Annotated in this window: 30 protein-coding genes; 17 read left to right on the plus strand and 13 right to left on the minus strand. The window is 60.7% G+C overall.

The genetic code is table 11. The annotated features are described in order from the left end of the window. Positions 1-19 precede the first annotated feature (19 nt). From Q0V31_RS19515 to rpoE, 4 genes are read right to left on the minus strand one after another with little or no spacing between them, the layout of a single operon-like run. Entirely contained in the window at positions 20-475 is a 456-nt protein-coding gene (locus Q0V31_RS19515; protein ID WP_298190747.1) for a SoxR reducing system RseC family protein, read from the minus strand. Beyond that, positions 472-1,419 (minus strand): MucB/RseB C-terminal domain-containing protein, encoded by a 948-nt coding sequence (locus Q0V31_RS19520; RefSeq protein WP_298190751.1) that lies wholly within the window; start codon positions 1,417-1,419, stop codon positions 472-474. The genes Q0V31_RS19515 and Q0V31_RS19520 overlap by 4 nt, the downstream gene beginning before the upstream one ends. Positions 1,420-1,440: 21 nt before the next feature. Beyond that, positions 1,441-2,034, minus strand: a complete 594-nt coding sequence (locus Q0V31_RS19525; RefSeq protein WP_298190753.1) for an anti sigma-E factor RseA C-terminal domain-containing protein — start codon at positions 2,032-2,034, stop codon at positions 1,441-1,443. Between the two features lie 31 nt (positions 2,035-2,065). Next, positions 2,066-2,647 (minus strand): RNA polymerase sigma factor RpoE, encoded by a 582-nt coding sequence (rpoE, locus tag Q0V31_RS19530; RefSeq protein WP_090244955.1) that lies wholly within the window; start codon positions 2,645-2,647, stop codon positions 2,066-2,068. A gap of 367 nt (positions 2,648-3,014) precedes the next feature. Here rpoE and nadB point away from each other — a divergent pair, with 367 nt between their 5' ends. After that, a complete protein-coding gene (gene nadB / locus Q0V31_RS19535; protein WP_298190757.1) occupies positions 3,015-4,631 on the plus strand; it encodes an L-aspartate oxidase in 1,617 nt (538 codons plus the stop codon). On the opposite strand, the gene Q0V31_RS19540 is transcribed toward nadB, so the two are convergent. Further along, positions 4,600-5,052 (minus strand): protein YgfX, encoded by a 453-nt coding sequence (locus tag Q0V31_RS19540; RefSeq protein WP_298190759.1) that lies wholly within the window; start codon positions 5,050-5,052, stop codon positions 4,600-4,602. The genes nadB and Q0V31_RS19540 overlap by 32 nt on opposite strands. Continuing rightward, positions 5,036-5,290 (minus strand): succinate dehydrogenase assembly factor 2, encoded by a 255-nt coding sequence (locus Q0V31_RS19545; protein WP_298190765.1) that lies wholly within the window; start codon positions 5,288-5,290, stop codon positions 5,036-5,038. The genes Q0V31_RS19540 and Q0V31_RS19545 overlap by 17 nt, the downstream gene beginning before the upstream one ends. 163 nt (positions 5,291-5,453) lie before the next feature. Between Q0V31_RS19545 and Q0V31_RS19550 the strand changes: the two genes are divergently transcribed. Both Q0V31_RS19550 and Q0V31_RS19555 read left to right on the plus strand, forming a co-directional pair. After that, entirely contained in the window at positions 5,454-6,395 is a 942-nt protein-coding gene (locus Q0V31_RS19550) for a folate-binding protein YgfZ (protein WP_298190769.1), read from the plus strand. 55 nt (positions 6,396-6,450) lie between these two features. Next, positions 6,451-7,287: an HDOD domain-containing protein gene (locus tag Q0V31_RS19555; protein WP_298190771.1), complete on the plus strand. Its 837-nt coding sequence runs from the start codon at positions 6,451-6,453 to the stop codon at positions 7,285-7,287. 38 nt (positions 7,288-7,325) lie between these two features. Here Q0V31_RS19555 and Q0V31_RS19560 read toward each other — a convergent pair whose 3' ends face one another. Both Q0V31_RS19560 and Q0V31_RS19565 read right to left on the minus strand, forming a co-directional pair. Beyond that, positions 7,326-8,717, minus strand: a complete 1,392-nt coding sequence (locus Q0V31_RS19560) for a sensor histidine kinase (protein WP_298191168.1) — start codon at positions 8,715-8,717, stop codon at positions 7,326-7,328. 7 nt (positions 8,718-8,724) lie between these two features. Next, positions 8,725-9,405, minus strand: a complete 681-nt coding sequence (locus Q0V31_RS19565; protein WP_298190773.1) for a response regulator — start codon at positions 9,403-9,405, stop codon at positions 8,725-8,727. 206 nt (positions 9,406-9,611) lie between these two features. Between Q0V31_RS19565 and Q0V31_RS19570 the strand changes: the two genes are divergently transcribed. The 5 genes from Q0V31_RS19570 to Q0V31_RS19590 all read left to right on the plus strand — a co-directional run bounded on the left by Q0V31_RS19570 (position 9,612) and on the right by Q0V31_RS19590 (position 14,957). Then, positions 9,612-10,871, plus strand: a complete 1,260-nt coding sequence (locus Q0V31_RS19570; RefSeq protein WP_298190775.1) for an OprD family porin — start codon at positions 9,612-9,614, stop codon at positions 10,869-10,871. A gap of 29 nt (positions 10,872-10,900) precedes the next feature. Continuing rightward, positions 10,901-11,878 carry a tripartite tricarboxylate transporter substrate binding protein gene (locus Q0V31_RS19575; protein ID WP_298190777.1) on the plus strand — a complete coding sequence of 326 codons (978 nt, stop codon included), beginning with the start codon at positions 10,901-10,903 and terminating at the stop codon, positions 11,876-11,878. A 97-nt stretch (positions 11,879-11,975) separates the two neighbouring features. Further along, complete coding sequence (locus tag Q0V31_RS19580) at positions 11,976-12,419, plus strand: tripartite tricarboxylate transporter TctB family protein (protein ID WP_298190779.1); 444 nt, start codon at positions 11,976-11,978, stop codon at positions 12,417-12,419. Between the two features lie 2 nt (positions 12,420-12,421). Then, positions 12,422-13,930 carry a tripartite tricarboxylate transporter permease gene (locus tag Q0V31_RS19585; RefSeq protein WP_298190787.1) on the plus strand — a complete coding sequence of 503 codons (1,509 nt, stop codon included), beginning with the start codon at positions 12,422-12,424 and terminating at the stop codon, positions 13,928-13,930. Further along, complete coding sequence (locus Q0V31_RS19590; protein ID WP_298190789.1) at positions 13,923-14,957, plus strand: AbrB family transcriptional regulator; 1,035 nt, start codon at positions 13,923-13,925, stop codon at positions 14,955-14,957. The genes Q0V31_RS19585 and Q0V31_RS19590 overlap by 8 nt, the downstream gene beginning before the upstream one ends. Positions 14,958-15,018: 61 nt before the next feature. On the opposite strand, the gene ung is transcribed toward Q0V31_RS19590, so the two are convergent. The 4 genes from ung to mreA form a co-directional block, all read right to left on the minus strand. Next, on the minus strand, positions 15,019-15,711 hold the full coding sequence (gene ung / locus Q0V31_RS19595; RefSeq protein WP_298190790.1) for a uracil-DNA glycosylase: 693 nt from the start codon (positions 15,709-15,711) through the stop codon (positions 15,019-15,021). A gap of 188 nt (positions 15,712-15,899) precedes the next feature. Beyond that, the gene (locus Q0V31_RS19600) at positions 15,900-16,595 is read right to left on the minus strand and encodes a tRNA (adenine(22)-N(1))-methyltransferase TrmK (protein ID WP_298191170.1); all 696 of its coding nucleotides are present in this window, start codon (positions 16,593-16,595) and stop codon (positions 15,900-15,902) included. A 213-nt stretch (positions 16,596-16,808) separates the two neighbouring features. Next, positions 16,809-17,159, minus strand: coding sequence for a DUF3147 family protein (locus tag Q0V31_RS19605; protein WP_298190792.1), 351 nt, complete (start codon positions 17,157-17,159; stop codon positions 16,809-16,811). Between the two features lie 37 nt (positions 17,160-17,196). Further along, positions 17,197-17,484 (minus strand): metal-sensing transcriptional repressor MreA, encoded by a 288-nt coding sequence (gene mreA, locus Q0V31_RS19610; RefSeq protein ID WP_090509882.1) that lies wholly within the window; start codon positions 17,482-17,484, stop codon positions 17,197-17,199. Between the two features lie 118 nt (positions 17,485-17,602). Here mreA and Q0V31_RS19615 point away from each other — a divergent pair, with 118 nt between their 5' ends. The 5 genes from Q0V31_RS19615 to Q0V31_RS19635 all read left to right on the plus strand — a co-directional run bounded on the left by Q0V31_RS19615 (position 17,603) and on the right by Q0V31_RS19635 (position 20,455). Then, on the plus strand, positions 17,603-17,962 hold the full coding sequence (locus Q0V31_RS19615; protein ID WP_298190797.1) for a hypothetical protein: 360 nt from the start codon (positions 17,603-17,605) through the stop codon (positions 17,960-17,962). Positions 17,963-18,009: 47 nt separating this feature from the next. Then, complete coding sequence (locus Q0V31_RS19620; RefSeq protein WP_298190799.1) at positions 18,010-18,747, plus strand: HupE/UreJ family protein; 738 nt, start codon at positions 18,010-18,012, stop codon at positions 18,745-18,747. 12 nt (positions 18,748-18,759) lie between these two features. Next, positions 18,760-19,422: a transmembrane anchor protein gene (locus tag Q0V31_RS19625; RefSeq protein ID WP_298190801.1), complete on the plus strand. Its 663-nt coding sequence runs from the start codon at positions 18,760-18,762 to the stop codon at positions 19,420-19,422. A gap of 69 nt (positions 19,423-19,491) precedes the next feature. Continuing rightward, complete coding sequence (locus tag Q0V31_RS19630; protein ID WP_298190803.1) at positions 19,492-19,620, plus strand: hypothetical protein; 129 nt, start codon at positions 19,492-19,494, stop codon at positions 19,618-19,620. Between the two features lie 337 nt (positions 19,621-19,957). After that, positions 19,958-20,455, plus strand: a complete 498-nt coding sequence (locus tag Q0V31_RS19635) for a hypothetical protein (protein WP_298190804.1) — start codon at positions 19,958-19,960, stop codon at positions 20,453-20,455. Positions 20,456-20,507: 52 nt separating this feature from the next. On the opposite strand, the gene Q0V31_RS19640 is transcribed toward Q0V31_RS19635, so the two are convergent. Further along, a complete protein-coding gene (locus tag Q0V31_RS19640; protein ID WP_298190806.1) occupies positions 20,508-21,389 on the minus strand; it encodes an AraC family transcriptional regulator in 882 nt (293 codons plus the stop codon). A 136-nt stretch (positions 21,390-21,525) separates the two neighbouring features. Here Q0V31_RS19640 and Q0V31_RS19645 point away from each other — a divergent pair, with 136 nt between their 5' ends. The 4 genes from Q0V31_RS19645 to Q0V31_RS19660 all read left to right on the plus strand — a co-directional run bounded on the left by Q0V31_RS19645 (position 21,526) and on the right by Q0V31_RS19660 (position 26,400). Next, complete coding sequence (locus Q0V31_RS19645; RefSeq protein WP_298190808.1) at positions 21,526-23,022, plus strand: CoA-acylating methylmalonate-semialdehyde dehydrogenase; 1,497 nt, start codon at positions 21,526-21,528, stop codon at positions 23,020-23,022. 71 nt (positions 23,023-23,093) lie between these two features. Then, a complete protein-coding gene (locus tag Q0V31_RS19650) occupies positions 23,094-24,260 on the plus strand; it encodes an isobutyryl-CoA dehydrogenase (RefSeq protein WP_298190810.1) in 1,167 nt (388 codons plus the stop codon). A 100-nt stretch (positions 24,261-24,360) separates the two neighbouring features. Continuing rightward, on the plus strand, positions 24,361-25,179 hold the full coding sequence (locus Q0V31_RS19655; protein WP_298190812.1) for an enoyl-CoA hydratase: 819 nt from the start codon (positions 24,361-24,363) through the stop codon (positions 25,177-25,179). A 117-nt stretch (positions 25,180-25,296) separates the two neighbouring features. Beyond that, a complete protein-coding gene (locus Q0V31_RS19660; protein WP_298190814.1) occupies positions 25,297-26,400 on the plus strand; it encodes an enoyl-CoA hydratase/isomerase family protein in 1,104 nt (367 codons plus the stop codon). Positions 26,401-26,408: the final 8 nt, after the last annotated feature.

Genomic DNA, 26,408 nt, shown 5'->3' on the forward strand with positions numbered 1-26,408 from the left:
CATCAAGTCAGCAAAGTTCTTAAAGCGCTGTCGTGGTACCCACAAGCAATGCACGCAACACCACAGGTTGTAACGCCGGATCACCGGCGGTAATACGGCTACGCCAGCGTACAGCGCAGCAGGCAAGCAGAAAACCGAGCAGCGCACTGAGTATCACCCAAGGCTCACTCAAACCCAGCTGTTCAGCCAACACTGCCGCTGCAAAAAGCCCGATCAACGGCAGCAGATAAACCAACAACGAGCCACGTACCAGCAAGTCTTCGCGCACACCGATGATCACCGCATCGCCAACAGCCAGCTGCAGATCCGACAGCGCTCGCACATAACCGCGCCGCCCACCGGCACCAAGCTGGTCAAGCAAGCCCTGGCCGCAACCGGCCTTAACCGAACAGCTGGAGCAGGTGCTTTTACGCAGAGTCTCAACCCAGACAGCGCCTGGCTCGACAGCGACGACCCGCCCCTGCTCCTCAATCACTGCACAGCCTCGGTAGCCGCTCGCATCGACAGGGCGACGCGCTCAGCGGTCCCCAACGGTATTTCGCCTACCACCGTGACCATGACATCGCCATCACCGGTCTTTAGTCGCCGTGAAACAACCACGGTTGGCCCCAATTGAGTACGTAAATCATCAACCTGCGCGCCACGCAACGGCTCCATAAAAACCGAAAACCGTGCTAACCCATCGCCATACACCTGACAGGCAACCAACTCATCCGATGCAGGGCTGCGGCGCTGAGTAACCGAGTTCAGACTAAAACCCTGCGGCAACCAATCCGACTGCCATGCCTGTGCAGCCCCTGCATGCACCGGCGACAAACGCACCGAGCGACATCCGCTACCAGGCGCGAGATCGGTGGCTGCAGGAGCCGCAACCTGTAATTGGGTAAACTGAAAGCGCTCAAGCAAGCGCCCTTTTTCGTTGACCAGCAACGACTTCAACGGCAGGCCCGTCTGCTGATCAAGGTGCAATTCAATGGCGTATCGATGCTGATCTCGCGGCACCAGCGCCAGTACACGACTGGTGCGCCCCGCCACACGAGAGTTGCCGAGCACACGCAGCTCGTACCACTGGCTCAGCTGTTCGACATTCAGCGCCCTGCTGGGCCACAACTGGCTGTCGATCAATTGGTCGGCCAGCGCCCCACTGGCGCACTGCACCTGACCATCGACACGCACGACCTCATGCGCCAAGCCATCCTGCTGCAGCAGGCGCTCATGCAGCGTGCCGCCCTCGTCAACTCGATGCCAGATGCTGTGTGTTGAAAAGCTGCCATTGCGCTCGTAAACAAAGGTGCCCTGAAAGCTCAGAGCGCGCTCAGCATCGACTAAACGCTGCAGCAACGCCGGCCCTTCAGCTGCCATTACCGGCAACGCCAGCCAGCTGCCCAGAAACAGGGCGCTTAAAGCAATAAGGCGCATGCGACTCCTTAACAACGGGCGTTAACGGCTTTCTAGGCTGGCTGCGCGCGCATATGGCAGCGCACTGTCGCCGGTGCTAACGGCTGCTTGCTGCGCATGCTGACGCAAATACGCTGGCAGGCGCTGCTCATGCCAGCCAGGCTGACCTTGACCTACAGCGCTAGCCGTCGAGGCCGCTTGCTCTTCAGAGGTATTAAAACCTGCCAACATAGCTGGGCCACTGACTTGGGGAATGGCAAGCATCGACTGATTAGCCTGCTGCGCCAACTGCGTACCCGCGATCTCATCCTGATTGTACAGTCGCACGCCAGCCAGCACGGCCACGGTAACCGAAGCAGCAACTGCCAAACGCCCAACTGTGCGCCACGGACCGCGCTGCGCTTGCGGTGCAACCGGTGCAGCATCATCAGCCAGGGCTGCAGATACCGCAGCGGCAATATCCAGTCGCGGCTCAAGCAACTCTTTGTGCATGACTGCGCGAGCGACTTGGTAGCGCGACCAGGTTGCACGTAACGCAGGGTCATCACTGGCCCCCAGCACTCGCCTTAGTTCAAGTTCATCCGCTTGGTTATCCATCACCGCGGACAGCGATTCCTGCAGGGTTTCACGACTCATGGCGGTTCCTCTCTTGGCTGACGCCGCTGCCTTAGGTTTCCTGCAACAACGGCTGCAGGGATCGATCAATGGCCTCGCGTGCCCGGAAAATTCGCGAACGCACGGTGCCAACTGGACACTGCATGACGCTGGCAATGTCCTCGTAACTCAGACCATCAAATTCACGCAAGGTTAGCGCTGTGCGTAAATCTTCTGGCAATTGCTCAATACTGCGGTGCACCGTGGCCTCGATCTCGTCACGCAACAACACACGTTCCGGCGACTCGATATTCTTCAGGGCGTGATCGCCATCGTAGAACTCGGCATCCTCAGCACTTACATCACTGTCTGGCGGCCGGCGGCCACGCGACACCAAATGGTTCTTCGCCGTGTTGATGGCGATGCGATACAGCCAGGTATAAAACGCACTGTCACCGCGAAAATTACCCAACGCCCGGTAGGCCTTAATGAAGGCTTCCTGCGCTACATCCTGTGCCTCATGGGTGTCATGCACAAAACGCACGATCAACCCGAGAATCTTGTGCTGGTACTTGAGCACCAATAGATCAAATGCACGCTTGTCGCCGCGCTGTACGCGCTCGACCAGCTGCTGATCATCTTCCTGGGTTAGCATGAAAACTCCTCATTAGGTTTGAAGGAGCGCAAGCCGACCCGTGAATCGGTCTGCCAAAGTAGACTTGGGCATTGCGCAAAAGTTCTCTCCTTCAAACAAGCTTCCTGCAGATCACTTAAAAGCCCTGCACGGAATAGCGCAGCAAAGGGACTCCGATGCTGCACTTTTAGTCTCGACCACCCGCAGGCCATGCAAAAGCTGCAAGCCCATTGTAAAGCCGTCTGACACGACGAATTGGCACCTAAATAACCGCCTATGGAACTCGAAACACTTAAAAAGTTCCCGAGCAACGCACTTGGTCATAAGCCGGCTATTGTGCAGCCCACCCCCTCTATATACTAGGGGCCGCTTTTCGCGGAATTCGAACATGAGCCAACATTACCAACACGACGTTTTGGTTATCGGTAGCGGCGCCGCCGGCCTGACCCTGGCCCTGACGCTGCCAGCGCATCTACGCATTGCCGTGCTGAGCAAGGGCAACCTGGCCAACGGTTCCACTTACTGGGCGCAAGGCGGCGTGGCGGCGGTGCTGGATGACACCGACACAGTCGAATCGCATGTCGAAGACACCCTCAACGCAGGCGGCGGCCTGTGCCGCGAGGATGCCGTGCGCTTTACCGTGGAACACAGTCGCGAAGCCATCCAGTGGCTGATTAATCAGGGCGTCCCTTTTACCCGTGACGACCAGACTGCTCGCGAAGATGGCGGCTTTGAATTCCACCTGACCCGCGAAGGTGGCCATAGTCATAGGCGCATCATTCACGCCGCCGACGCGACCGGCGCGGCGATTTTTAACACCCTGCTCGAACAAACCAAACAGCGCAGCAATATCGAATTGCTGGAGCAACGCGTCGCCGTCGACCTGATCACCGAACGTAAACTCGGCCTGGATGGCCAGCGCTGCCTCGGCGCTTACGTGCTCAACCGCGCCAGCGGCGAAGTTGACACCTTCAGCGCGCGCTTTGTGATTCTCGCCACCGGCGGTGCGGCCAAGGTCTACCTCTACACCAGCAACCCGGACGGCGCCTGCGGCGACGGCATTGCCATGGCCTGGCGCGCCGGTTGCCGAGTTGGCAACCTGGAATTCAACCAGTTCCACCCAACCTGCCTGTACCACCCGAAGGCAAAAAGCTTTCTAGTCACCGAGGCGCTGCGCGGCGAAGGCGCACTACTCAAACTGCCCAACGGCGAACGTTTTATGCCGCGCTTCGATGAGCGCGCCGAACTGGCCCCACGGGATATCGTCGCCCGCGCCATCGACCACGAGATGAAGCGCCTAGGGATTGACTGCGTCTTCTTGGATATCAGCCATAAACCGGCTGAGTTTGTGAAGTCGCACTTCCCAACCGTATACGAGCGCTGCCTGGACTTCGGCATCGACATCACCAAAGAGCCCATTCCAGTAGTGCCCGCCGCGCACTACACCTGCGGCGGCGTACTGGTCGATCAGCACAGCCATACCGACGTGCCCGGCTTGTATGCCATCGGCGAAACCAGTTTTACCGGCTTGCACGGGGCCAACCGCATGGCCAGTAACTCACTGCTGGAGTGCTTCGTGTACGCACGCGCGGCGGCGGCCGACATCGTCAGCCAGCTGGACCAAGTGCAAACACCCGCAGCACTGCCCAGCTGGGATGCCAGCCAGGTCACCGATTCGGACGAAGACGTGATCATTGCGCACAACTGGGACGAACTACGGCGTTTTATGTGGGACTACGTCGGTATCGTGCGCACCAACAAACGCCTACAGCGTGCCGAGCACCGGGTGCGCCTGCTGCTCGACGAGATTGACGAATTTTACAGCAACTACAAGGTCAGCCGCGACCTGATCGAGCTGCGCAACCTGGCTCAGGTCGCCGAACTGATGATTCGCTCGGCCATGCTGCGCCATGAAAGCCGCGGCCTGCACTACACCCTGGACTACCCACAGCAGTTGGCCGAAGCCAAAGACACTATTTTGCTGCCGCCCACCTATGACGACTGAATTTCAGCCGCACGCGTAAGCGCCGGTGCTGATCGCGCGACAGGCTGTCGCGGACGACGCACAGCGAGCGCACGCGCCGCTGCCCGGGCAGACGAAAGCGCAGCAATACCATGAGCGGTAACGCCAGACTATCTGGATGCAGCTCGATTGACTGCCAGCCCTGCGCGGCACTGTGCACCTGCCAACCATCCGCCGTGCAACGCAGCGCCCGATAGGCAGCGGGCGACATCAACAGCAGGTGGCGCGGCACGACCCAGGTAGCGTGCACCAGACAGCACAACAGCCCCAGCCCGCGCGCCCACAATGGGATGTCCACCCAGCTCAGACTGAGCAGCGCCAGCCCCTGGATCAGGGCATAGCACGCCAGCAGCCAGCGCGAAGGCTGCCACTGGCATTCGAAGCCATCACTTTGGCTGGACACGGTCCAGAATCATTCGAACCATGCGCTTGAGGTCGGCATCTTCCGGTTCGCCACGCTGCATAAACCAACCAAACATGTCTTGGTCTTCACATTCGAGCAGTTTGCGATATCGCTCGCGATCCGCCTCATCGAGCTGCGGATAAACCTCTCTGACGAAGGGCACCAACAGCACATCCAACTCCAGCATGCCGCGGCGGCTGTGCCAAAACAGACGATTGAGTTCAACCGAGTCGACCATGGGTATGCTCCTTGGATAAGGCGCGCAGTATACCGATGAAAAGCGCCCCTGTTGACCGCATGCATGCAATGCGCCACGACGAAGCAGCGGCAAGCGCTGACAAGGTGCGAGGCGCGCTCTATGATAAGCCCCCTCTCTTTTATCCAGCGATACCAAACCGACCATGGCCGACACCGCGTTTTATTGCACCCTCAGCCACGAAGGCATCCTCGCCGTACGCGGCCCGGACGCCAGCAAATTCCTCCAGGGCCAAGTCACCTGCAACCTCAACTACCTGAGCGCCAGCCAATCCAGCCTCGGCGCGCGCTGCACGCCCAAAGGCCGCATGCAGTCGAGCTTTCGCATTGTCAGCGTGAGTGACGGCTACTTGCTGGCGATGGCCAGCGAACTGCTTGACGCACAGCTAGCTGATCTAAAGAAATACGCCGCCTTCAGCAAGTCCAAGCTAACCGACGAAAGCCAGGACTGGCTACGCCTTGGCTTGAGCGGTGGTGATGACGCCCTGCACAGCCTGGGCCTGGAACTGCCAGCAGCTACCGACAGCGTGGCGCATTACAATGAATTGCTGGCCCTGCGCCTGAGCGATGGCCGCGCCGAGCTGTGGATACCCGCTGCCCAGGCCGAAGCCGTCCAAGCCCAACTGGCCAGCCAGCTACCAGAAGCACCGCTCAATGACTGGCTATTGGCGCAGGTGCGCGCTGGGATTGGTCAGGTCATGGGCAGTACCCGCGAGCTGTTTATCCCGCAGATGATCAACCTGCAGGCGGTGGGCGGGGTCAGTTTTAAGAAAGGCTGCTACACCGGCCAGGAAATCGTCGCGCGCATGCAATACCTGGGCAAACTCAAACGCCGCCTGTATCGCCTTGAGCTGCATGACAAGCAAGTGCCAGAGCCGGCTACTGGGCTGTTCTCGCCCAGCCATGCATCCAGTGTCGGTGAGGTCGTGTTGGCGGCCCGCAGTGAAACGGGTGTCGAACTGCTGGCCGTGCTGCAGGACGATGCCGCACTGAATGGCCAGGTTCATCTAGGCTCTGCCGAGGGCAGCCCGCTGAGCGTGCTTGATTTGCCGTATACCCTGGATTCAGACCGCGACATACAGCGCTGAGCATCGCGCATTTCTTATTACTTTTACTTGCCTCACCGCCTAAAGAGAATTGTCCATGAGTAAGCTTGCCGAGAAAGTCCAGAAGGAACTGAGCCAGGCCATCGACAACGATGAACTGGTACTGCCGACCCTGCCGGAGGTCGCGCTAAAAGTCCGCGAGGCAGCAGAGGACCCGAATATCGGCATTGCGCAACTGAGCAAAGTCATCGGCAACGACGCGGCGCTGACGGCGCGCATCATCAAGGTGGTCAACAGCCCGCTACTGCGCACCAACAAAGAAATCACCGACCTGCAAATGGCCGTAGGTCGTCTCGGCATCAACTACACCTGCAACCTCGCCACGGGCCTCGCCATGGAGCAGATGTTCCAGGCAACCAGCGACGTGGTTGACCGTAAAATGCGCGAAGTGTGGAATAAAAGCACGGAAATCGCCGGCATCTGCCACGTACTGTGCAAGCACTACACCCGCCTGCTGCCCGACCAAGCCACGCTCGCGGGCTTAGTGCACCAGATCGGCGTCCTGCCGATCCTCACCTACGCCGAAGAACACAGCGAACTGCTGGCCGACTCGATCAGCCTCAACCATGTGATTGAGCAGATCCACCCGCTGATCGGTGACAAGATCCTGCGCGCCTGGGACTTCCCTGAGCAGATTGCCATGGTGCCCAGCCAGTACCTCGACTTCACCCGCGACAGCGCCAAGGTCGACTATGTCGATATCGTCCAGGTCGCCACCCTGCAGAGCTACCTGGGCAGCGAGCACCCCTACACTCAGCTGGACTGGAGCCAGATCCCCGCGTTCCGCAAGCTCGGCCTAGACCCGAGCCAGAACATCAATGACGACGAAGACCTGTCAGCGGCGATGGAAGCGGCCATGAGCATGCTGCAGTAACGGCGCAGCACAGCCCGCACGGTTGCTGCAGCGCCCACTCACTCGGCCGCTGCAGCAAACTCAACGCGCACCCGCAACCCCTGTGGTTGCACCTGATGCAGGCTGATCTGCGCCTGATGAGCGCGACAAATCTCACCGACAATCGCCAGCCCCAAGCCCGCCCCCGAACCCTTACTGCTGTGCCGATAGAAGCGGGCAAATACCCGCTCATGCGCCTCCGGCGGAATACCTGGGCCGTCGTCCTCGACCTCCAGCACCGCATTCGGCAGCACCCGCAGCACCACATTGCCGCCGGCCGGGGTGTGTGCGAGGGCGTTATCCAGCAGGTTGCACAGCAGTTCGTTGAGCAAGGTTGTCTCACCGCTAAGCCATACCGGCTGTTCGGCTTCCAACGCCAGGGCGATGCCTTTTGCGTGGGCCAACGGTGCCAGCGCCATCCCCAGTTCGCGGGCCAGTTGACTTAAATCCAGACGCTGCGCACCTCCTTCGGCAATGGCCCGCGCACCGCTTTCGATACGCGCCAATGAGAGCAACTGATTGGCCAGATGGGTCAGCTTATCGGTGTTCTGCGCGGCGTCCTCCAGCGTACTGCGCCACACGGCGGGCTCTTCAGTACGCAGCCCCAGTTCAACCCGAGCCTTGAGCGCGGCCAGCGGCGTTCGCAGTTCATGGGAGGCATCGGCAATAAACTGCGATTGGCGCTCAAACAGATTACGCAGGCGTTCATTGAACTGGTTCAGCGCATCGATCAACGGGCGCAGCTCACGCGGCATGCCGAGCTCTGACAATGGCTGCAGATCGTCGCTGGTACGCTCCGCCACACTGCGACGCAAGGCATCCAACGGGCGCAGCGCGGCACTCACCGCCAACCACACCAGCAGCAAGGCACTCAACGACAGCAACCCCATGCGCCACAGGGTGCCGAGCAGCAGCTCGCGGGCCATGCGCTCACGTGCACCCTGGGTTTCCGCCACGCGAATTTCCGCGACGCCATTGAGCCCCGGCTCACTGACGGGCTGCAACAGGCTGACCACCCGCACGCCCTGGCTGCGGTACTCCGCGTCATAGAAATGCGCCAAGGCCGGGTAATCATCGGTACGTTTGGTGCCAGGCGGGGCTGGCGGTAAACCTTCATAACCGGAGACCAGCGCGCCCTGCACATCCAGCACCTGGTAATAGATGCGCCCGGCGCTGTCATAGGCGAAGGTGTCCAGCGCCACATAGGGCACATTGGCATTCAAGCGCCCTGCCGTGGTGTACAGGCCATCGGCAATCGCCCGCGCCGAGGCCAGCAAGGTGCGGTCATAGGCGGTATCGGCGGCCTGCCGTGCACTCCAGTAAGCACTCAGGCTGCTGACCAGCAGAATCAACGTCAGCAGTAACGCCAGACGGCGGATCAAGCGCCCACGCAAGCTCCCGGGCGCAGCCACTGTGGGCTTACTGTGCGCTGTCACCCAGTGCCTCCAGCAAATAGCCCAGACCGCGGAAGGTGACGATTTTCACCCCGCCGCCTTCAAGCTTTTTACGCAGGCGATGCACGTAAATTTCGATGGCGTCGCTGCTGGCCTCCTCGTCCAAACCAAACACCAGGGCGGCCAGTTGCTCCTTGCTCATCACCCGTCCAGGCCGGGCGATCATCGCCTCCAGCACCGCCTGCTCGCGGGAAGTCAGGGCCAGCAGCCCATCGGCCAGGGTGAAGCGTCGGGTATCCAGGTCATACAGCAGATTGCCGCAGCGCTGCTGTCGCTCACCGCCCAGCACAGTGCGGCGCAGCAACGCCTTGACCCGCGCTTCCAGCTCGCTCAGCTCAAAAGGTTTCGCCAGGTAATCGTCAGCCCCCAGATTAAGGCCATGCACCCGATCCTTGACCTCGCCACGGGCGGTGAGCATCAGCACCGGCAGGGTTTTGCCACGCTCACGTAACCGCGCCAATACCTGAAAACCATCGAGGCGCGGCAAGCCAATATCGAGAATCGCCAAGGCGTACTCTTCGCTACTCAAGGCCAGGTCAGCGGCCACACCGTCGTGCAGCATGTCCACGTTAAGCCCGATGCCACGCAGGGCCTGGGCCACGCTTTCAGCCAGGGGCAGATGGTCCTCGACTAATAGGACTCGCACGGTAGTAGTACTCCACGAACTTGTTGTTATGCGCCAAGTGTAACGGTGCAAAGGCTGCCGCGAACGTTCTAGGCACTTTCTTTCAAGCTGAAAGCTTGGTGAAAGTTTGACCTTCTAGCATCGATTTTAGGTGGCTCGACCCACCTACCTGAACGACTGACGCTGTGGCGCGCAGCCGTGACAAAAACAACAATGGAGACCACAAGATGCCGACTGCATCAAATCGGGCACTTTCGCCTGTTCATCTGCTTAGCCTGGCAATCGCCACTGCTCTGCTCGCCCCTGCAGCGCAGGCCGCTTTTATCGACGACAGTTCTGCCAACCTAAAGACCACCAACATCTACCTGAACCGTGACTATCGCGAAGGCACCGGCCAGAACAAGCGCGAGGAGTGGGGCCAGAGTTTCTGGCTTAACGTACAGTCCGGTTACACCGAAGGCCCAGTCGGCCTCGGCCTCGACGCCCAGGGCCTGCTCGGCATCAAACTGGACTCCAGCGCCGACCGCACCAGAACCGGCCTACTGCCAAGGCATGACGATGGCAAGGCACCGGATGCGTTTGGTCGTCTGGGCCTGACCGCCAAGGTCAAGGTCTCTGCCACCGAGCTGCGCTACGGTTCGCACAGCCCCGTCCTGCCGGTGGTAGTGGCCAACGACAGCCGCCTGCTGCCGCAGGTATTCGAGGGTGGCCTGCTGACTTCCTCCGAGGTGAAGGGCCTGACCTTCACTGGCGGGCGTTTGGGCAAGGCCATCGACCGCGCCTCGACCGACGCCGAGGATTTGCAGCTCGAAAGCAAGAATGGACGCTACGCCGGGGTCACCGCCGACCACCTCGACCTGCTGGGTTTCGACTACGAGTTCAACCAGAACCTCAAAGGCCGCTACTTCCATGGCGAACTTGAGGATGTCTACCGGCAGAACTTCTTCAATGTGCTGGCCTCCTACCCCCTGGCCGGCGGCACCATGGCTGCCGATCTGCGCCTGATGCTCAGCGACGAAAGTGGCGCAGCCAAGGCCGGCGAAGTGGACAACCGCGCACTGAACGGTGTGCTCAGTTACGCCCACAGCGGCCACAAGCTGAGCCTGGGCTATCAGGACATGAGCGGCGACACCGGCTATGCCTATATCGCGGGCAGCGACCCCTATCTGGTCAACGATTCCGCCAACGACTACGCCAACCCTGAGGAAAAATCCTGGTCAGTCCGCTACGACTACGACTTCGCCGCCCTGGGCGTGCCTGGCCTGACGGCCTACGCTCGCTATATCAAAGGCAGTGACGCGCGAATCATAGGCAGCAACGAACGCGGCGACGAAAAGGAAACCAACCTCGAGGTCAAGTACGTGGTGCAAAGCGGCCCGGTGAAGAATCTCTTCGTGCGTCTGCGTAACGCCAACTTCCGCTCCGATTTCGCCCGCGACTCGGACGAATACCGTGTAGTCATCGGCTACACCCTGCCGATTTTTTGATCAAAAATAACAATTTAGAGGATTCAATAATGAAAACTGCCCTCACCCGTATTGCCCTTGCCACCGCCTGCCTGACCTTTGCCGGCCAGCTGTTAGCCGCCGAACCCAAGCGCCCGGAATGTATTGCCCCGGCCAAGCCAGGCGGCGGCTTCGACCTGACCTGCAAACTGGCGCAAAGCGGCCTGAAAGACAGCGGCCTGCTGAAAGCGCCGATGCGCGTGACCTACATGCCCGGCGGCGTTGGCGCGGTGGCCTATAACGCGGTGATTGCCCAGCGCGCCGATGACGCGGGCACCATCACGGCCTTCTCCAGCGGCTCGTTGCTCAACCTGGCGCAAGGCAAGTTCGGCCGCTACGACGAAACTGGCGTGCGCTGGCTGGCGGCTGTCGGCACCGACTATGGCGCGATCACCGTGCGGGCTGACTCGCCTTACCAGAGCCTGGATGACCTGGTGCAAGCACTGAAAAAAGACCCGGGCAGCATCGTCTTCGGCGCCGGCGCAACCATCGGTGGCCAGGACTGGATGCAGACCGCACTGATCGCCCGCCTGGCCGGCATCGACCCGAAAAACCTGCGTTACGTAGCGTTCGAAGGCGGCGGCGAAACCCTCACCGCCATGCTCGGCGGCCATGTACAGGTCACCTCAAGCGGCCTGGGCGAAGTCACCCCGCAACTGGCAGCGAACAAGGTACGCATTCTCGCGGTACTCGCCGATGAGCGCCTGCCGGGCAAACTGGCCGACATCCCGACCGCCAAGGAACAAGGCTACGACATCAGCTGGCCGGTGATCCGTGGCTTCTACATGGGCCCAGAGGTGACTGACGAGCAGTACAACTGGTGGAAGCAGCAATTCGACACCCTGCTCGCCCGTGAAGACTTCGCCACCCTGCGCGAACAGCGTGACCTGCTGCCACTCGCCGTCACCGGTGATGAACTGCAAGCCCTGGTCTTCAAGCAAGTTGAAGAATACAAGGCGCTGGCTGGTGAGTTCGGCCTGGTTCAGTAACGCCAAACGTGCAATTCGTAGGATGGGTTAACCGCGCAGCGGTGTAACCCATCCTACGACTCCACGCTCCTCCCGATTTCCGACTAGGTAACCCGCCATGTACGTTCGCCTGTTCGCCGCGAGCTGGCTGTTGTTTTGCGCCGTGCTCGCCGTTATTGCCTGGGGCTTCCAGGCGCCCTTCGCCTACGACCCGGTGGGTCCACGCGCTTACCCTTTGCTGCTGCTGGCGCTGATGGCTGCGGGCAGCCTGTGGTTGCTGCTCAAGCCCGGCATGCTTGAACAGCAGCTCAACAGCCGTGCGGCCTTACGCGCCACGCTCTGTGTACTGACGCTGCTGGCCTATGCCCTGCTGTTTGAAACCCTCGGTTTTGTCATCAGCACCGCCCTCGCCGCCTTTGCCCTTGGCCTGCTGTTTACCGGCCGCCTGATTCCTTGCGCCATCAGCGCCGTGCTGATGGGCGTGCTGCTGTATGGCTTGTTTGACTACCTGCTGGATGTGCCGCTGCCCCTCGGCCTGTTCGAAGCCTTTGTGGAGAGCTGAAAATGGAAACGCTGAATTTCTTGATGCAGGGCTTTGAGGTCGCCACCCGACCGGAAAACCTGTTGGTCGCCTTGTTCGGCGCCTTTGTTGGCACCATCGTCGGCCTGTTGCCGGGCCTGGGCCCAATCAATGGCGTGGCACTGCTGCTGCCACTGGCCTTTGCCCTGGGCCTGTCGCCGGAAACCGCGCTGATTCTGCTGGCTGCGGTGTACCTGGGTTGTGAGTACGGCGGGCGCATTTCCGCCATTTTGCTCAACGTGCCGGGCGACGCCGCCGCGGTAATGACCACCCTCGACGGCTACCCGCTGGCCCGCCAGGGCAAGGCCGGGATCGCCCTGTCACTGTCGGCGGTCAGCTCGTTTATCGGCAGCATCATCGCCACCTGCGGGGTGGTGCTGTTTGCGCCGATCCTGGCGAAGTGGGCGGTGGCCTTTGGTCCCGCCGAATACTTTGTGCTGATGATCTTCGCCATCGCCTGCCTCGGCGGCATGGTCGGCGACAAACCGGTAAAAACCCTGATGGCGGCGCTCATCGGCTTGGCCTTGGCCACAGTCGGCGTGGACTCCACCACCGGTGTCTACCGCTTTACCTTCGGCAGCGTCAGCCTGTCCGACGGCATCCAGTTTGTGATCGTGGTGATCGGTTTCTTCAGCGTCAGTGAAGTGCTGCTGATGCTGGAAAAAACCCACAACGGCCAGAAAGCCGTGAAAGCCAGCGGCCGCCTGCTGTTCAACTTCAAAGAGTTCTGCTTCACCTTCTGGACCATGGTGCGCAGCGCCCTGGCCGGTTTCGTTATCGGCGTATTGCCGGGTGCCGGCGCGACCATCGCCAGTGCCATGACCTACATGACCGAAAAGCGCATGGCCGGCAGCAACGGTAAATTCGGTGACGGCGACCTGCGCGGCCTCGCCGCTCCAGAAGCCGCCAACAATGCCTCGGCCTGCGGCTCGCTGATCCCCATGCTAACCCTCGGCGTACCGGGTTCCGGCACCACGGCGGTGATGATCGGCGCGTTGACCCTGTACAACATCACCCCCGGCCCGCTGTTGTTTGAGCAGCAACCGGATGTGGTGTGGGGCCTGATCGCCTCGCTGTTTATCGGCAACGTGATTCTGCTGGTGATGAACATCCCGCTGGTCGGCCTGTTCTCGCGCATGCTCAGCGTGCCTAACTGGGTGCTGGTACCGGCGATTACCGTGATCAGCATGGTCGGCGTCTACGCGGTGCACAGCACCACCTTCGACCTGGTGCTGATGGTCGGCCTCGGCGTATTCGGTTATATCTTGCGTAAGCTGGACTTCCCCCTGTCGGCCTTGATTCTCGGCTTCGTCCTCGGTGAACTGATGGAAGACAACCTGCGTCGCGCCCTGTCGATCTCGGCAGGCGACCTGAACATCCTCTGGAGCAGCCCGATCAGCCTGTGCCTGTGGGCCCTGACTGCATTGATGCTGGGCATGCCAGGGCTACGCTGGTGGCGCGCCCGTCGTGCCGCGCAACTGGCTAGTGCCTAAGCACGCTGTGCTCACCGGCTGGCACGGTTGGTGGGCTACCCCGCTGATCGGCCTGGCCGGCGGCACCTTGGCCAGCCTGATCGGCTGGCCTTTGCCGTGGATCATCGGCTCTCTGCTAGCGGTTATTGTGGCGCGCTGCAGTGGCTGGCTGGTCAGCGAAGTACCAGGCGGGCGCAAGACCGGTCAGTGGCTGGTCGCCAGCGCTATCGGCCTGCACTTCACCCAAGAAGTGTTCACTGAACTGCTCAGCCACTTCACCATCATTCTGCTTGGCGCGCTGATCACCCTGCTGCTCAGCCTGATCGGCATCACCCTGCTGCGCCGCGCGGGCCTCGACCGCGCCACCGCATTTTTTGCCAGCATGCCGGGCGGCGCCAGTGAGATGGTCAACCTGGCCCAGCGGCACAACGCCGAAACCGCCAAGGTGGCCGCTGCGCACAGCCTGCGCCTGCTGCTGGTGGTGCTGCTGATCCCAGCCATCTTCACCTGGAGCATGCCACCGATCGCGCCACCGCTGCCGGCACCGGTGAGCTGGCCATGGCTAGCCGTGCTGCTGCCCGCTGGCGCGCTGCTGGCCTGGTTGTGGGGACGCTTAGGCCAGCCCAACCCATGGATGCTCGGGCCGTTAACCGTGTGCGCGGTGGCCAGCGTCAGCTTCGACCTGCACCTGGGTTTGCCCAATGGCCTGGGCCAAATCGGCCAGTGGCTGATCGGCTGCGCCCTGGGCTGTCACTTCGACCGCACGTTCTTTCGCAGCGCGCCGGGCTTTCTCGCGCGCATTCTGCTGTTCTGCCTGCTCGCCATGCTCGCTGCCGCCGGCCTAGGGCAAGGCTTAGGCTGGCTGGCCGGGGAAAACCAGCGTTCGCTGATGCTCGGCATGATGCCCGGTGGCATCACTGAACTGTGTTTAACGGCCGAAGCCCTGCAACTGTCGGTGGCCGTGGTCACTGCGCTGCAGGTGCTGCGGCTGTTTCTGGTGATGTTTCTCGCTGAGCCGTTGTTCAGGCTCTGGCAACGCAACGGCTAAGCCCGTTAAAGACCACGTTTAGCCCGCCCTGTGCGGGCTTTTTTTATCTGCGCAAAAGCACTTAAGCCTCAGGCAAACGCCAACTCACCGGGGGCAAATCATGCTGCTGGAGAAACTTGTTGCAGCGGCTGAAGTGACCATTGCCGATAAAGCCGCGATGCGCCGACAGCGGCGACGGGTGCACGGATTTCAATACCAGGTGCTTGCTGCTATCGATGAGCTTTTCCTTGCTCTGCGCATGCGCGCCCCACAGCAGAAACACCAGCCGCGCCTGCTCCTGGCTGACCACTTCGATCACCTTGTCGGTAAACGTCTGCCAACCGATCTTGGCGTGGGAGCCGGCAATACCATGCTCCACGGTTAATGACGTGTTGAGCAGCAGCACACCCTGCTCCGCCCAGTGCTGCAGATTGCCGTGGCTGGCGATGTCGATATTCAGGTCGCGCTTGAGCTCTTTGTAGATATTGAGCAGCGACGGCGGCGTCTTCACGCCCGCCTGCACCGAGAAGCACAGGCCATGGGCCTGCCCCGGGCCGTGATAAGGGTCCTGGCCGATCACCACCACCTTAACCTCGGCCAAGGGCGTGGAGTTCAATGCGTTGAAGATCAGCGCACCCGGCGGATAAATCTCCTTGCCCGCCGCCTTCTCCGCCCGCAGAAAGTCGCCCAGCTGACGCATATAGGGCTTCTCGAACTCATCATGCAGCGCGGCTTTCCAGCCGGCTTCGAGTTTGACGTTATCTGCAGCGCTCATGCCTGTGTCCTGCCTGTACCAACGGAGACGGCACGCTAAGGAAGGTGCCCGGGCAAGTCAAGGCGAACGGCCATGCCGCATGGCTTCGCATAAGCCATCCACTGGCGCTGATCACGCGCTGCACCAGACCGATGCCTAGCGTTATATACGCCTGGTGCGCTGCTATCACCTCGCCGCCTGCACCAAGCTCACGCTAGCAGTTCAATAATCCACTGCGTCTGTCGAGTAACCTTCTGCACCCTCTCCTCGGGCACCGCCTGTCGCGCCTGAGCGAGGTCGGCCAGGGTCTGCTGCTTCAAACGTAACATACGTTGCCACTTGGCCAGGAACGCCGGGCTGCGCCTCTGCATCTGCAACGGGCCAAAGTACAGCTCTTCGGCGCTGTAAATCACCGGCCCGGAGCGTTCGGCAACGATGATTTCGTAGGCAAAGCGGTTTTCCCGTAGCACTTCCTCACAGAGGATGCGGTAGCCATTGTCCATCAGCCATTGGCGCAGCGGCTGCTCACCGCCGTTGGGCTGCAGAATCAGCCGCTCCTGACCACTCAGGCGGGCCTTACCGCTGTCGAGGATGTCGCGGATCTTCTCGCCACCCAAGCCGCAGAGAGTGATGGCAGTGATGGCATCTCCCGGCTCGATCGCCGCCAAACCATCTGCCAGACGTACGCTGACCAGTTGGCTCAGGCCACTCTCGCGCACAGTGCGTTGCGCCGCGTGGAATGGCGTCAAGGCCACCTCCCCTGCCACCGCAGCCGCGATGGCACCACGACCCAGCAACGCCACCGGCAGATAGCCGTGGTCCGAGCCAATATCAGCCAAGCGCGCACCTGCTGGCACATACGCAGCCACACGCTCTAGGCGCATAGACAATGTCTGTTCGTTCAACTCCAGCCCCTTTTCAGCATCGGCATCCGGCACCTGTGGCCGCAGCGGAGCGAGAGTTTGTCGAGCAACGCGGTGCATGGCAAATCCCAACGACCAGTGCGATTAATCTCGCCGAAGCTAGCGTTCAGAGATCACCCACCGCGAACCTGAGTGATGGGCTGTTTTCGACCCAGAGCAGCTGTTTAGTTATATCGACCCATCACCGTTTATTGATCAGAGCAAATCAACACCGAACCGGCGGACGCACAGGGCAAACAAACCGAAACAACCCGCGGTGGCAACAATGTAGATCAGCAGCGCTGGCCAGAAACCAAATCGAGGTAGAAGAAAGGGGAACGCGAGCAGCATCGGTAGAGTGGGTAATACGTACCAAAAGGTGTACCAGGCATGATTAGCAATTTTGTCTGTGGCTTGGTTTTCAACGTTTAGCCAGATCAGTGTCAGAACGGTGATTAGTGGTAAAGCTGCAATCAACCCCCCAAATTTATCGCTACGTTTCGCCACCTCTGAAACGACGACTACCACGATTGCAGTCAGAAAATATTTGCTGATAACCCAGGTCATCTTGTACCTCCCAGGACACTGTTGATGGTGCTCTTTGCTAGAGGTACTTGGTGATTTGCTTGAAGTCTTCAAGGGATGTGCGCTCGCCTGCCGCGAGTGCTTCGACTGTGTGCTCCAGACAGTGGTCGATGTGATCTTGGATAAGCACACGCTTGGCCTGGCAGACGGCTTTTTCCACAGCATGCAACTGCTGAGCGATGTCGACGCAGGCCCGATGGTCTTCGATCATGGTGACGATGCTGCGCAGATGGCCCTCCGCACGCTTCAACCTTTTGACGATATCGCTATGACTTTGGTGCTGATGGCCGTGTTCGTGATCGCTCATGCCTTGAGTCTCATGCGTCGATGAATTACGCTCGCATCCTATCCCCCCTGGGGGGATATGGTCAAACCTGTAACCCCTCCAGAAAAGCCAACAGTCTAGGCATTGAAAGAACCCAAACATGCTCAGCAGCCCCATCAGCACCCAGGTGATTTTTGCCCTTGCTCTCGCCATCTTGCTGGCCTGGGCTGGGCATACATCTGCGCTGTTTATGGGATCGAGCCAGCCAGCATGGGGCGGCAATGACAGTGCTCATTCGCATGCGCACGGCGACGGCGCATTTGCCTGCGCAGTATGCTCGGATCATTACCACTCCTCGCTGACAGCTGATCATCTGCATGAAACGCCGCACCTGACCACGCTGCTGAGTATCACTACACGGCCAGATCGTGCGCAGCCGATAGAAGCCCCTCGCTACTCCATTCCCCCCAGCCCGATCTTTCTGATCGAACGGCCACCACGTCCCATATTCGTGCTCTGACACTGGCCGCCGTGCGGCCCAAGACCCCTTTAATTTAGGACTCAACCATGCATTCGCTATCTATGGGCGCAATGGACGCATCTGCCGTGCGCCCGAATCGCTCGTTACTACTGTTGCTGCTGTTCACGGCATTGCTGTTTCTCGGCATACCTGAAGCATTGGCCCACGCTGTTGCCGAGGGCGACAAGGGCTTTATCCAGGAAAGCTCCGGGGTGATGGCGCTGCCGTTCATCTACATGGGCGCAAAGCACATGATCACCGGCTACGACCACCTGTTGTTCCTCTTCGGGGTGATCTTCTTTCTCTACCGCCTGAAAGACGTAGGGCTCTACGTCACCCTGTTCGCCGTGGGGCACACCGTGACGCTGCTGCTCGGCGTATTGGCGGAAATCAGCATCAGCTCTTACGTGATCGACGCCATTATCGGCTTCTCGGTGGTGTACAAGGCGCTGGATAACCTGGGCGCGTTCCAGCGCTGGTTCGGCTACCAACCAAACACTAAGGCGGCAACGCTGCTCTTTGGTCTCCTCCACGGCTTCGGTCTGGCGACCAAAATTCAGGAGTACGAGATTTCGGCAGATGGCCTGATCCCCAACCTGATTGCCTTCAACGTCGGCGTCGAGATCGGCCAGCTGCTGGCCCTGAGCGCCATTCTGATTGTTATGGGCTATTGGCGGCGCACCGCCAGCTTCTGGCGTCATGCCTACACCGCCAACGTCGCCATGATGAGCGCCGGTTTCCTCTTGATGGGTTACCAGCTCACCGCCCTGATCGTGTCTCAATAAGGAATTCTCCGCATGTTCAATACCAAGCTTCCAACCCACAGCGAATTGCCGACCAGCCGCCAACTGCTGCGCTCTACCGTGATCGCCTTGGGTGTTGCCGCCGTCTTATTGGGCACCGTGGTGATGCCAGCGGAATACGCCATCGACCCAACCGGAGCTGGCCGCATGCTCGGCCTGACCCAGATGGGCGAATTGAAAATAACCCTGTCCGAAGAAGCGGCAGCGGATGCAGCTGCTCAGCCAGCGACGGCCCCCGTCGTACAGGCCCCCGCGCCTGCTCAGCCGGCACCTCAACAACACGTTGCGGCAGCAGCCGTGGCTGAACCGGCAGCAGAGCCTCAGCTAGCCCTGAAGTCCGATGAGGTGACTGTCACGCTAAAGCCGGGCGAGGCCAGTGAAATCAAGCTGGAAATGCTGGACAAGGCCATGGTCAGCTACGAGTGGACGACTAATGGCGTACCGGTCAACCACGACACCCACGGTGAGCCCTACAACGGCCCGAGTGGTTATTTTCACAGCTACAGCAAGGGCAAGCAGGTCAAGGGTGACAAAGGCGAATTCACCGCCATCTTCGACGGCACCCACGGCTGGTTCTGGCGTAATCGAAGCAACAGCGACGTGACCATCACGCTAAAGACCAAGGGCGAGTACCTGAGCCTCAAGCGAGTCATCTAAGGCGCATGCCCCTTCGCCATCGGGCGCAGGGGCATCTACAACCATGATCGGAATTGAAAGGATTACACGATGACAACCACAACTGCCCTGAGTCGTTGCCTGCTGTTATTTGGCCTGCTGGGCTTACTGTCCGCATGTGGCGGCGGTGAACCGGAAACTCAGTCTGATGTTGAAAGCCACGGTCATGCGCATGACTAAGCGCTGGGGGCATACGAAGCCAGGGGCGACATCGCCTAAATAGCTCGTAGGATGGGTTAAGCGCAGCGATACCCATACTGCTGCCGGCTCAGCACCTTGGTTCGTCTGTGAACCTGATGGGTATCGTTTCACTCAATCCATCCTACGCATGCGCTGAAATCGGGCCAGACTGCGAAATTGATACTGAGAGGCTGCGCCTGAACGAAACCGTACATTCAGGCCAGAAAAACTAAATACACCCCCCTTTGAACGACCTAACCCCACCAAGACTGAATACACTACGCCCCCGATTATCCCGGGCCATAACCATGGCTGCACGCACAAGGAACTCGCCTGAATGGCTTCCCCAGACAAACAGCACAAACGCGCCCAGCGAGCCAAAACCAAGGCCAAGCAAAACCGCGCAGGTAAGCCCAAAGCCACTGTCGTGCATCCGGTGCTGGCCAATCCGTTGATTAACGAGCCGTTCGATGATGTCGACATCGACCTGAGCACCTTCGACTTCAAAGACATCGAAGAGAACGGTTTCGACCCGGCGCACTTCGACGATTTGTTCCAAGCGATGAAAGTTGGCGAAGGCATCAGCCTGCTCGCCATGTGCGTGGTGTTCCTGCAATACCCGGTGTTGGAGCTGGTGGTGGCGGAGGAAGCGGAAGATGCGGCCACCGACTTTATGATGGGCCTGCTGATCACCTATCGCGGGATATTCCATGATGAAGACGAAGACACTGCGGTGGAGTGGATCGGCGGTGACGCCTTCCAAAAGGCCTACGACGAAGCGTCGATGATCCTGCAGAAGAAGAACGCGCGCGGCACTCCAGGCGCCAGGGCTTAACAGCGCTGTAGATGGCCGACAGCCGCACTCTCGCGGCGGGCTAACAGCGAACTTAGCCCTGATGCAGCGCCCGGTAATGACTGGGCGCCATGCCCACGACTTTGCGAAACAGCCGCGAGAAGTAATACACATCGTCATATCCCAGTTGCTCCGCCACTTGGCGAATGCCCTGCTCGCCTTCATCAAGCAGGCGGCAGGCGTGGGCCATTTTTAGCTGAATAAACTCCTGAATCGGCGCATGCCCGGTCAGCGCACGGTAGGTCTTGGCGAAGTGAAAGCGCGACAGTTTGAACTGCGCGGCCAGCTCATCGAGGTTGAGTGAACCGTGCAAATGGCTGCGCATCACCGCCTGCACCGCATCCACATCCAGCACCCGTCCGGATTTCAGGGTGGTGCGTGCTGGCAGCACCGCCAGCGAGGTCAGCAGCACCTGCAACTGGTGCGCCGCATGGATGAAGTGCGCCAGATTCAAGCCTTGCTTACGCAAATTCAGCAGCGCGTCGAACTCCGCCAGCAGCCGTGGCTGCACGCCAATGCGCCACAGCGGCCCGCTGCCCAGCGGCTTGAGAAAGTCCGCCACCAGCTCACCGTCAAAATGCACCCAGTACAGGGTCCAGGGCTTTTGTGCGTCTGCGCCATAGGTGTGGGCGACGCCTTTTGGCAGCACTAACAGGTCGCCGCCACTGACAGCTAATCGTCCATCAGGTGTGTCCAGCCAGCCCTGCCCAGCGCGGCAATAAATCAACAGATGGTCGTCCGGCAGCGGGCGCTGCATACGGTGCCCTTGCGCCTGCGGATAGAACCCCAACGCCAACGGATAGCAGCCTTGCGCCAGTGGGCTGCGGGCCAGCAAGCGGCGCAGCCGCGGTGGCGTGATAAAGCGCACACCATTGGCTGGCAATGGCCAGTTGGAGGTATCGACATAGGCTGACATTCGGCTATCCGCGCACACTTCAATCACAAGATAGTCCATCCAGCAGCCAAGATCGTCAATCCACAAAGGGGCGCTGGGCGGCTATAACAGGGATAAAACAACAATCGAGTCCAGCAGAGACTCACCCGGAGGAGCGATGGCCAAGGCAATCCCACAGTTGATCGACGGTGAATGGCGCGAAAGCCGCGCCCGCGAGTTTATCGAAGTCACCGACCCGGCGACGCAAGACGTTCTGGCGCTGGTGCCCAAGGCCACGGCCGAAGAAATCGAAGCAGCGATTGCCAGTGCCAAAGCCGCCTTCCTCACCTGGCGTGAAGTGCCGGTCTCCGACCGTGCGCGGGTGATGCTGCGTTACCAGCACCTGCTCAAGGAGCATCACGACGAGCTGGCGGAAATCCTCGCCAGCGAAACCGGCAAAACCCTGGCCGACGCCAAGGGCGATGTCTGGCGCGGTATCGAGGTGGTCGAGCAGGCCTGCAACATTGCCAGCCTGATGATGGGCGAGACCATGGAGAACGTCGCCCGCGACATCGACACCTCAAGCTGGATTCAGCCGTTGGGCGTGTGCGTGGGCGTCACCCCGTTCAACTTCCCGGCGATGATTCCGCTGTGGATGTTCCCGCTGGCCATTGCCGCCGGTAACAGCTTTATTCTCAAGCCGTCCGAGCAGGACCCGCTGACGCCTAATCGTCTGGCAGAGCTGTTTATCGAAGCCGGCGCGCCCAAGGGCGTGCTGCAGGTGCTGCACGGCGCACGCGAAGTGGTCGACAGCCTGCTGACCCACCCGGACATTCGCGCTATTTCCTTCGTCGGTTCGGTGCCGGTCGGCCAACATATTTACCGTACCGGCACCGCGCACCTGAAGCGCGTACAGGCGTTTGCCGGGGCGAAGAACCACATGGTGATCATGCCCGACGCCAACAAGCAGCAGGTGCTGAGCAACCTGGTCGGGGCCAGCTGTGGCGCGGCTGGGCAACGCTGCATGGCGATCAGCGTGGCGGTTTTCGTCGGCGACTCGAAGCAGTGGATTGATGAGTTGCAGGCGCAGATGGCCGACCTGCAACCCGGCTACTGGACCGATGGCCACGCGGCGTTTGGCCCGTTAATCAGCCAGCAAGCCAAGCAACGGGTAATTCGCCTGATTGCCGAAGGAAAAGCCGAGGGCGCTGAATGCCTGCTCGATGGCTCGCATTGCACGGTCGAGGGTTACCCCAATGGCAACTGGGTCGGCCCGACGCTGTTTCGTGGCGTGACCAGCAAGATGAGCCTGTACCGCGAGGAAATCTTCGGGCCGGTGCTGGTGTGCATGGAGGTCGATACGCTGGAGGAAGCCATCGAACTGGTCAACGCCAGCCCTTACGGTAACGGCACCTCAATCTTCACCCGCTCCGGCGGCGCGGCGCGACATTATCAGCACGCGGTGGAAGTCGGCCAGGTGGGCATCAACGTGCCAGTGCCCGTGCCGCTGCCGTTCTTCTCCTTTACCGGCTGGAAAGGTTCGTTCTATGGCGACCTGCACGCCTATGGTAAACAAGGGGTGCGGTTCTTTACCGAAACCAAAACAGTCACCAGTCGCTGGTTTGATGACGATGCTCTGGTCAGCGGAGCGAACATGACCATTCAGCTTAAATAACCTAACACCGGGCCGGTCACGTGCCGGCCAGGCTTTACTTGTCGGGAACACCCTTCCCGTAAGGATGTGTAATGGATCTCGAACTGACTGAAGAGCAACGCCTGCTGGTCGACAGCGCCCGCCAGTTTGCCAGCCGTGAACTGGCCCCGTATGCCGCCGACTGGGACCGCGACCACCACTTCCCGGTTGATGTCATCAAGCGCGCCGCCGAGCAGGGCTACCTGGCGTTGTATCTAAAAGAAGACGACGGTGGCCTCGGCCTTTCCAGGCTGTCCGCCTCGCTGATTTTCGAGCAACTGTCGGCCGGTTGCATCGCCACCACGGCGTTTCTGACCATCCACAATATGGCCTCGTGGATGCTCGCCTCCTTCGCCGATCAGGCACTGAAAGATGCCTGGCTGCCGCGCCTGGTCAGCGGCGAACTGCTCGCCTCCTACTGCCTGACCGAACCGGATGCCGGCTCTGACGCAGCGCACCTGCGCACCCGCGCCAAGCGTGATGGCGACGAGTACGTGCTGGACGGCAGCAAGTGTTTTATCTCCGGTGCAGGCAGTACCGATGTGCTGATTGTGATGGCGCGCACCGGTGAAGACAGCGGCGCTAAAGGTGTGTCCTGCTTCCTGGTGCCGGCCAACGCCGAGGGCGTGAAGTACGGCCGTAACGAGCTGAAGATGGGCTGGCGCGCGCAACCCACCCGCACCATCACCTTTGAAGGCGTGCGCATCCCGGCAGGCAACCGCATCGGCCCGGAAGGCCAGGGCTTCGTCTACGCGATGAAGGGCCTGGATGGCGGCCGCATCAATATCGCCAGCTGCTCACTGGGCGCGGCGCAAGCGGCGCTGGAGCAATCGCTGCGCTATGTCGAGGAGCGCAAACAGTTCGGCAAGCCGCTGAGCGACTTTCAGTCTTTGCAGTTCAAACTGGCCGACATGCTCACTGACCTGACCGCCAGCCGGCAGATGGTGCGTTTGGCCGCACACAAGCTGGACCACGGCCATAGCGAGGCCAGCCTGTATTGCGCCATGGCCAAGCGCTTTGCCACCGACCACTGCTTCACCCTGTGCAACGAGGCGCTGCAACTGCATGGCGGCTACGGTTATCTAAACGACTACCCGCTGGAGCGTTGGGTGCGCGATAGCCGCGTGCATCAGATTCTTGAAGGCACCAACGAAATCATGCGGGTGATCATCGCTCGCCGCCTGCTGGATCAGGGCGGCATGCTCGATCGCCTACTTTAGTTGATCGGAACAAGCGGGACGCTCAGTTCCCCGAACTAAGTACCCACGCAGAGCGTGGGGACCATCGAGTTCTAAGCCCATTGCATAAACGAGGACGCTTATGAGCCACGCCATCGAACCCTACAACCCCGGCATGTTTGATCTGACCCATAAGATCACCGTGGAAAAGCACGGCCACACGGCACTGATCACCATCAACAACCCGCCCGCCAACACCTGGGACCGCGACTCGCTAATCGGTCTCAAGCAACTGGTTGAGCACCTCAACCGCGACGATGACATTTATGCCCTGGTGATTACCGGCCAAGGCGGCAAGTTCTTCAGCGCCGGTGCCGACCTCAAGCTGTTTGCCGATGGTGATAAAGCCCGTGCCCGGAAAATGGCCCGACGCTTCGGTGAAGCCTTCGAAGCCCTGCGCGATTTCCGTGGCGTATCGATTGCGGCCCTCAACGGCTACGCCATGGGCGGCGGCCTGGAGTGCGCCCTGGCCTGCGACATCCGCATTGCCGAACGCCAGGCACAAATGGCCCTGCCAGAAGCCACGGTCGGCCTGTTGCCTTGCGCCGGCGGCACGCAAAACCTCAGCTGGCTAATCGGCGAAGGCTGGGCAAAACGCATGATTCTCTGCGGCGAGCGCCTGGATGCCGAGACCGCCCTGCGCATTGGCCTGGTTGAGCAAGTGGTCGACAGCGGCGAAGCCCGCGGCCATGCCCTGCTGCTGGCCGCCAAGGTCGCACGGCAAAGCCCGGTGGCCGTGCGCACCATCAAGCCACTGATCCAGGGGGCACGTGAACGCAGCCCGAACACCTGGTTGGCAGAAGAACGGGAGCGGTTTGTCGACCTATTCGACGCCGACGACACCCGCGAGGGAGTCAACGCCTTCCTCGAGAAACGCGAGCCGCAGTGGCGCAATAAATAAATCGTCCGTGGGAGTGGCTTTAGCCGAGATAGCAGCCTCTTGCGGCTAAAGCCGCTCCCACAAAACCTATAAAGCCGGCGGAGCTGAACAAGCCGCCTGAGCATCAGGAACACGATGATGAACGTGCAATTTGAAGAGCGCCCCGCGCAACACGGCTACCGCATCGGTATCGCCAGCCTGGATGCCGAAAAGAGCCTGAATGCCCTGTCGCTGCCGATGATCGAGGCACTGGATGCCAAGCTCAAAGATTGGGCCGAAGACCCGGGCATTGCTTGCGTCATGCTGCGCGGCAATGGTCCGAAAGCCTTCTGTGCCGGTGGCGATGTGGTGCAACTGGTGCACCAGTGCCGTGAACATCCAGGCGAAATCCCGCCCTTGGCCCGGCGTTTCTTCGCCGATGAATACCGCCTCGACCACCGCATCCACACCTACCCCAAGCCGTTTATCTGCTGGGCCCACGGCCATGTGCTAGGTGGTGGCATGGGCCTGATGCAGGGCGCCGGTATTCGCATCGTCACCCCAACCAGCCGCCTGGGCATGCCGGAAGTAAACATCGGCCTGTACCCGGATGTCGGCGGCAGCTGGTTCCTCGCCCGCCTCCCCGGCAAGCTCGGCCTGTTTCTCGGTCTCACCGCCAGCAGCATCAACGCCCGCGATGCGCTGGACCTGGACCTCGCCGACCGCGTGCTGCTCGACAGCCAGCAAGACGATCTGCTCGATAGCCTGGCGCAACTCAACTGGCAGGAACAGAGCGCGCAGCAACTGCACAGCCTGCTCAAAGCACTGGAGGATCAGGCTCAGGGAGAACTGCCAGAAGCGCAGTGGCTGCCGCGGCGGGCACGCCTCGACGAGCTGCTCGACAGCGCCGACCTGCCGCATGCCTGGCACGCGATCAGCGCCCTGCAAGAGGATAGCGACCCGCTGCTGGCCCGCGCGGCCAAGACTCTGGCTGGCGGCTGCCCGCTGACCGGGCACCTGGTGTGGGAGCAAATCAAGCGAGCCAAGCAGCTGTCGCTGGCCGAGGTGTTCCGCATGGAGTACGCCATGAGCCTGAACTGCTGCCGTCACCCGGAGTTTCCCGAGGGTGTGCGCTCACGCCTGATCGACAAGGACCACGCGCCACAGTGGCACTGGCCGGATGTGGCCAACATCCCCGACGCAGTGATCGAGGCGCACTTCGCGCCGGCCTGGGACGGCGAACACCCATTGGCGGGGCTATAACCCCCGAT

It is taken from the genome of uncultured Pseudomonas sp. (assembly GCF_943846705.1).
Classification (GTDB): Bacteria; Pseudomonadota; Gammaproteobacteria; order Pseudomonadales; family Pseudomonadaceae; genus Aquipseudomonas.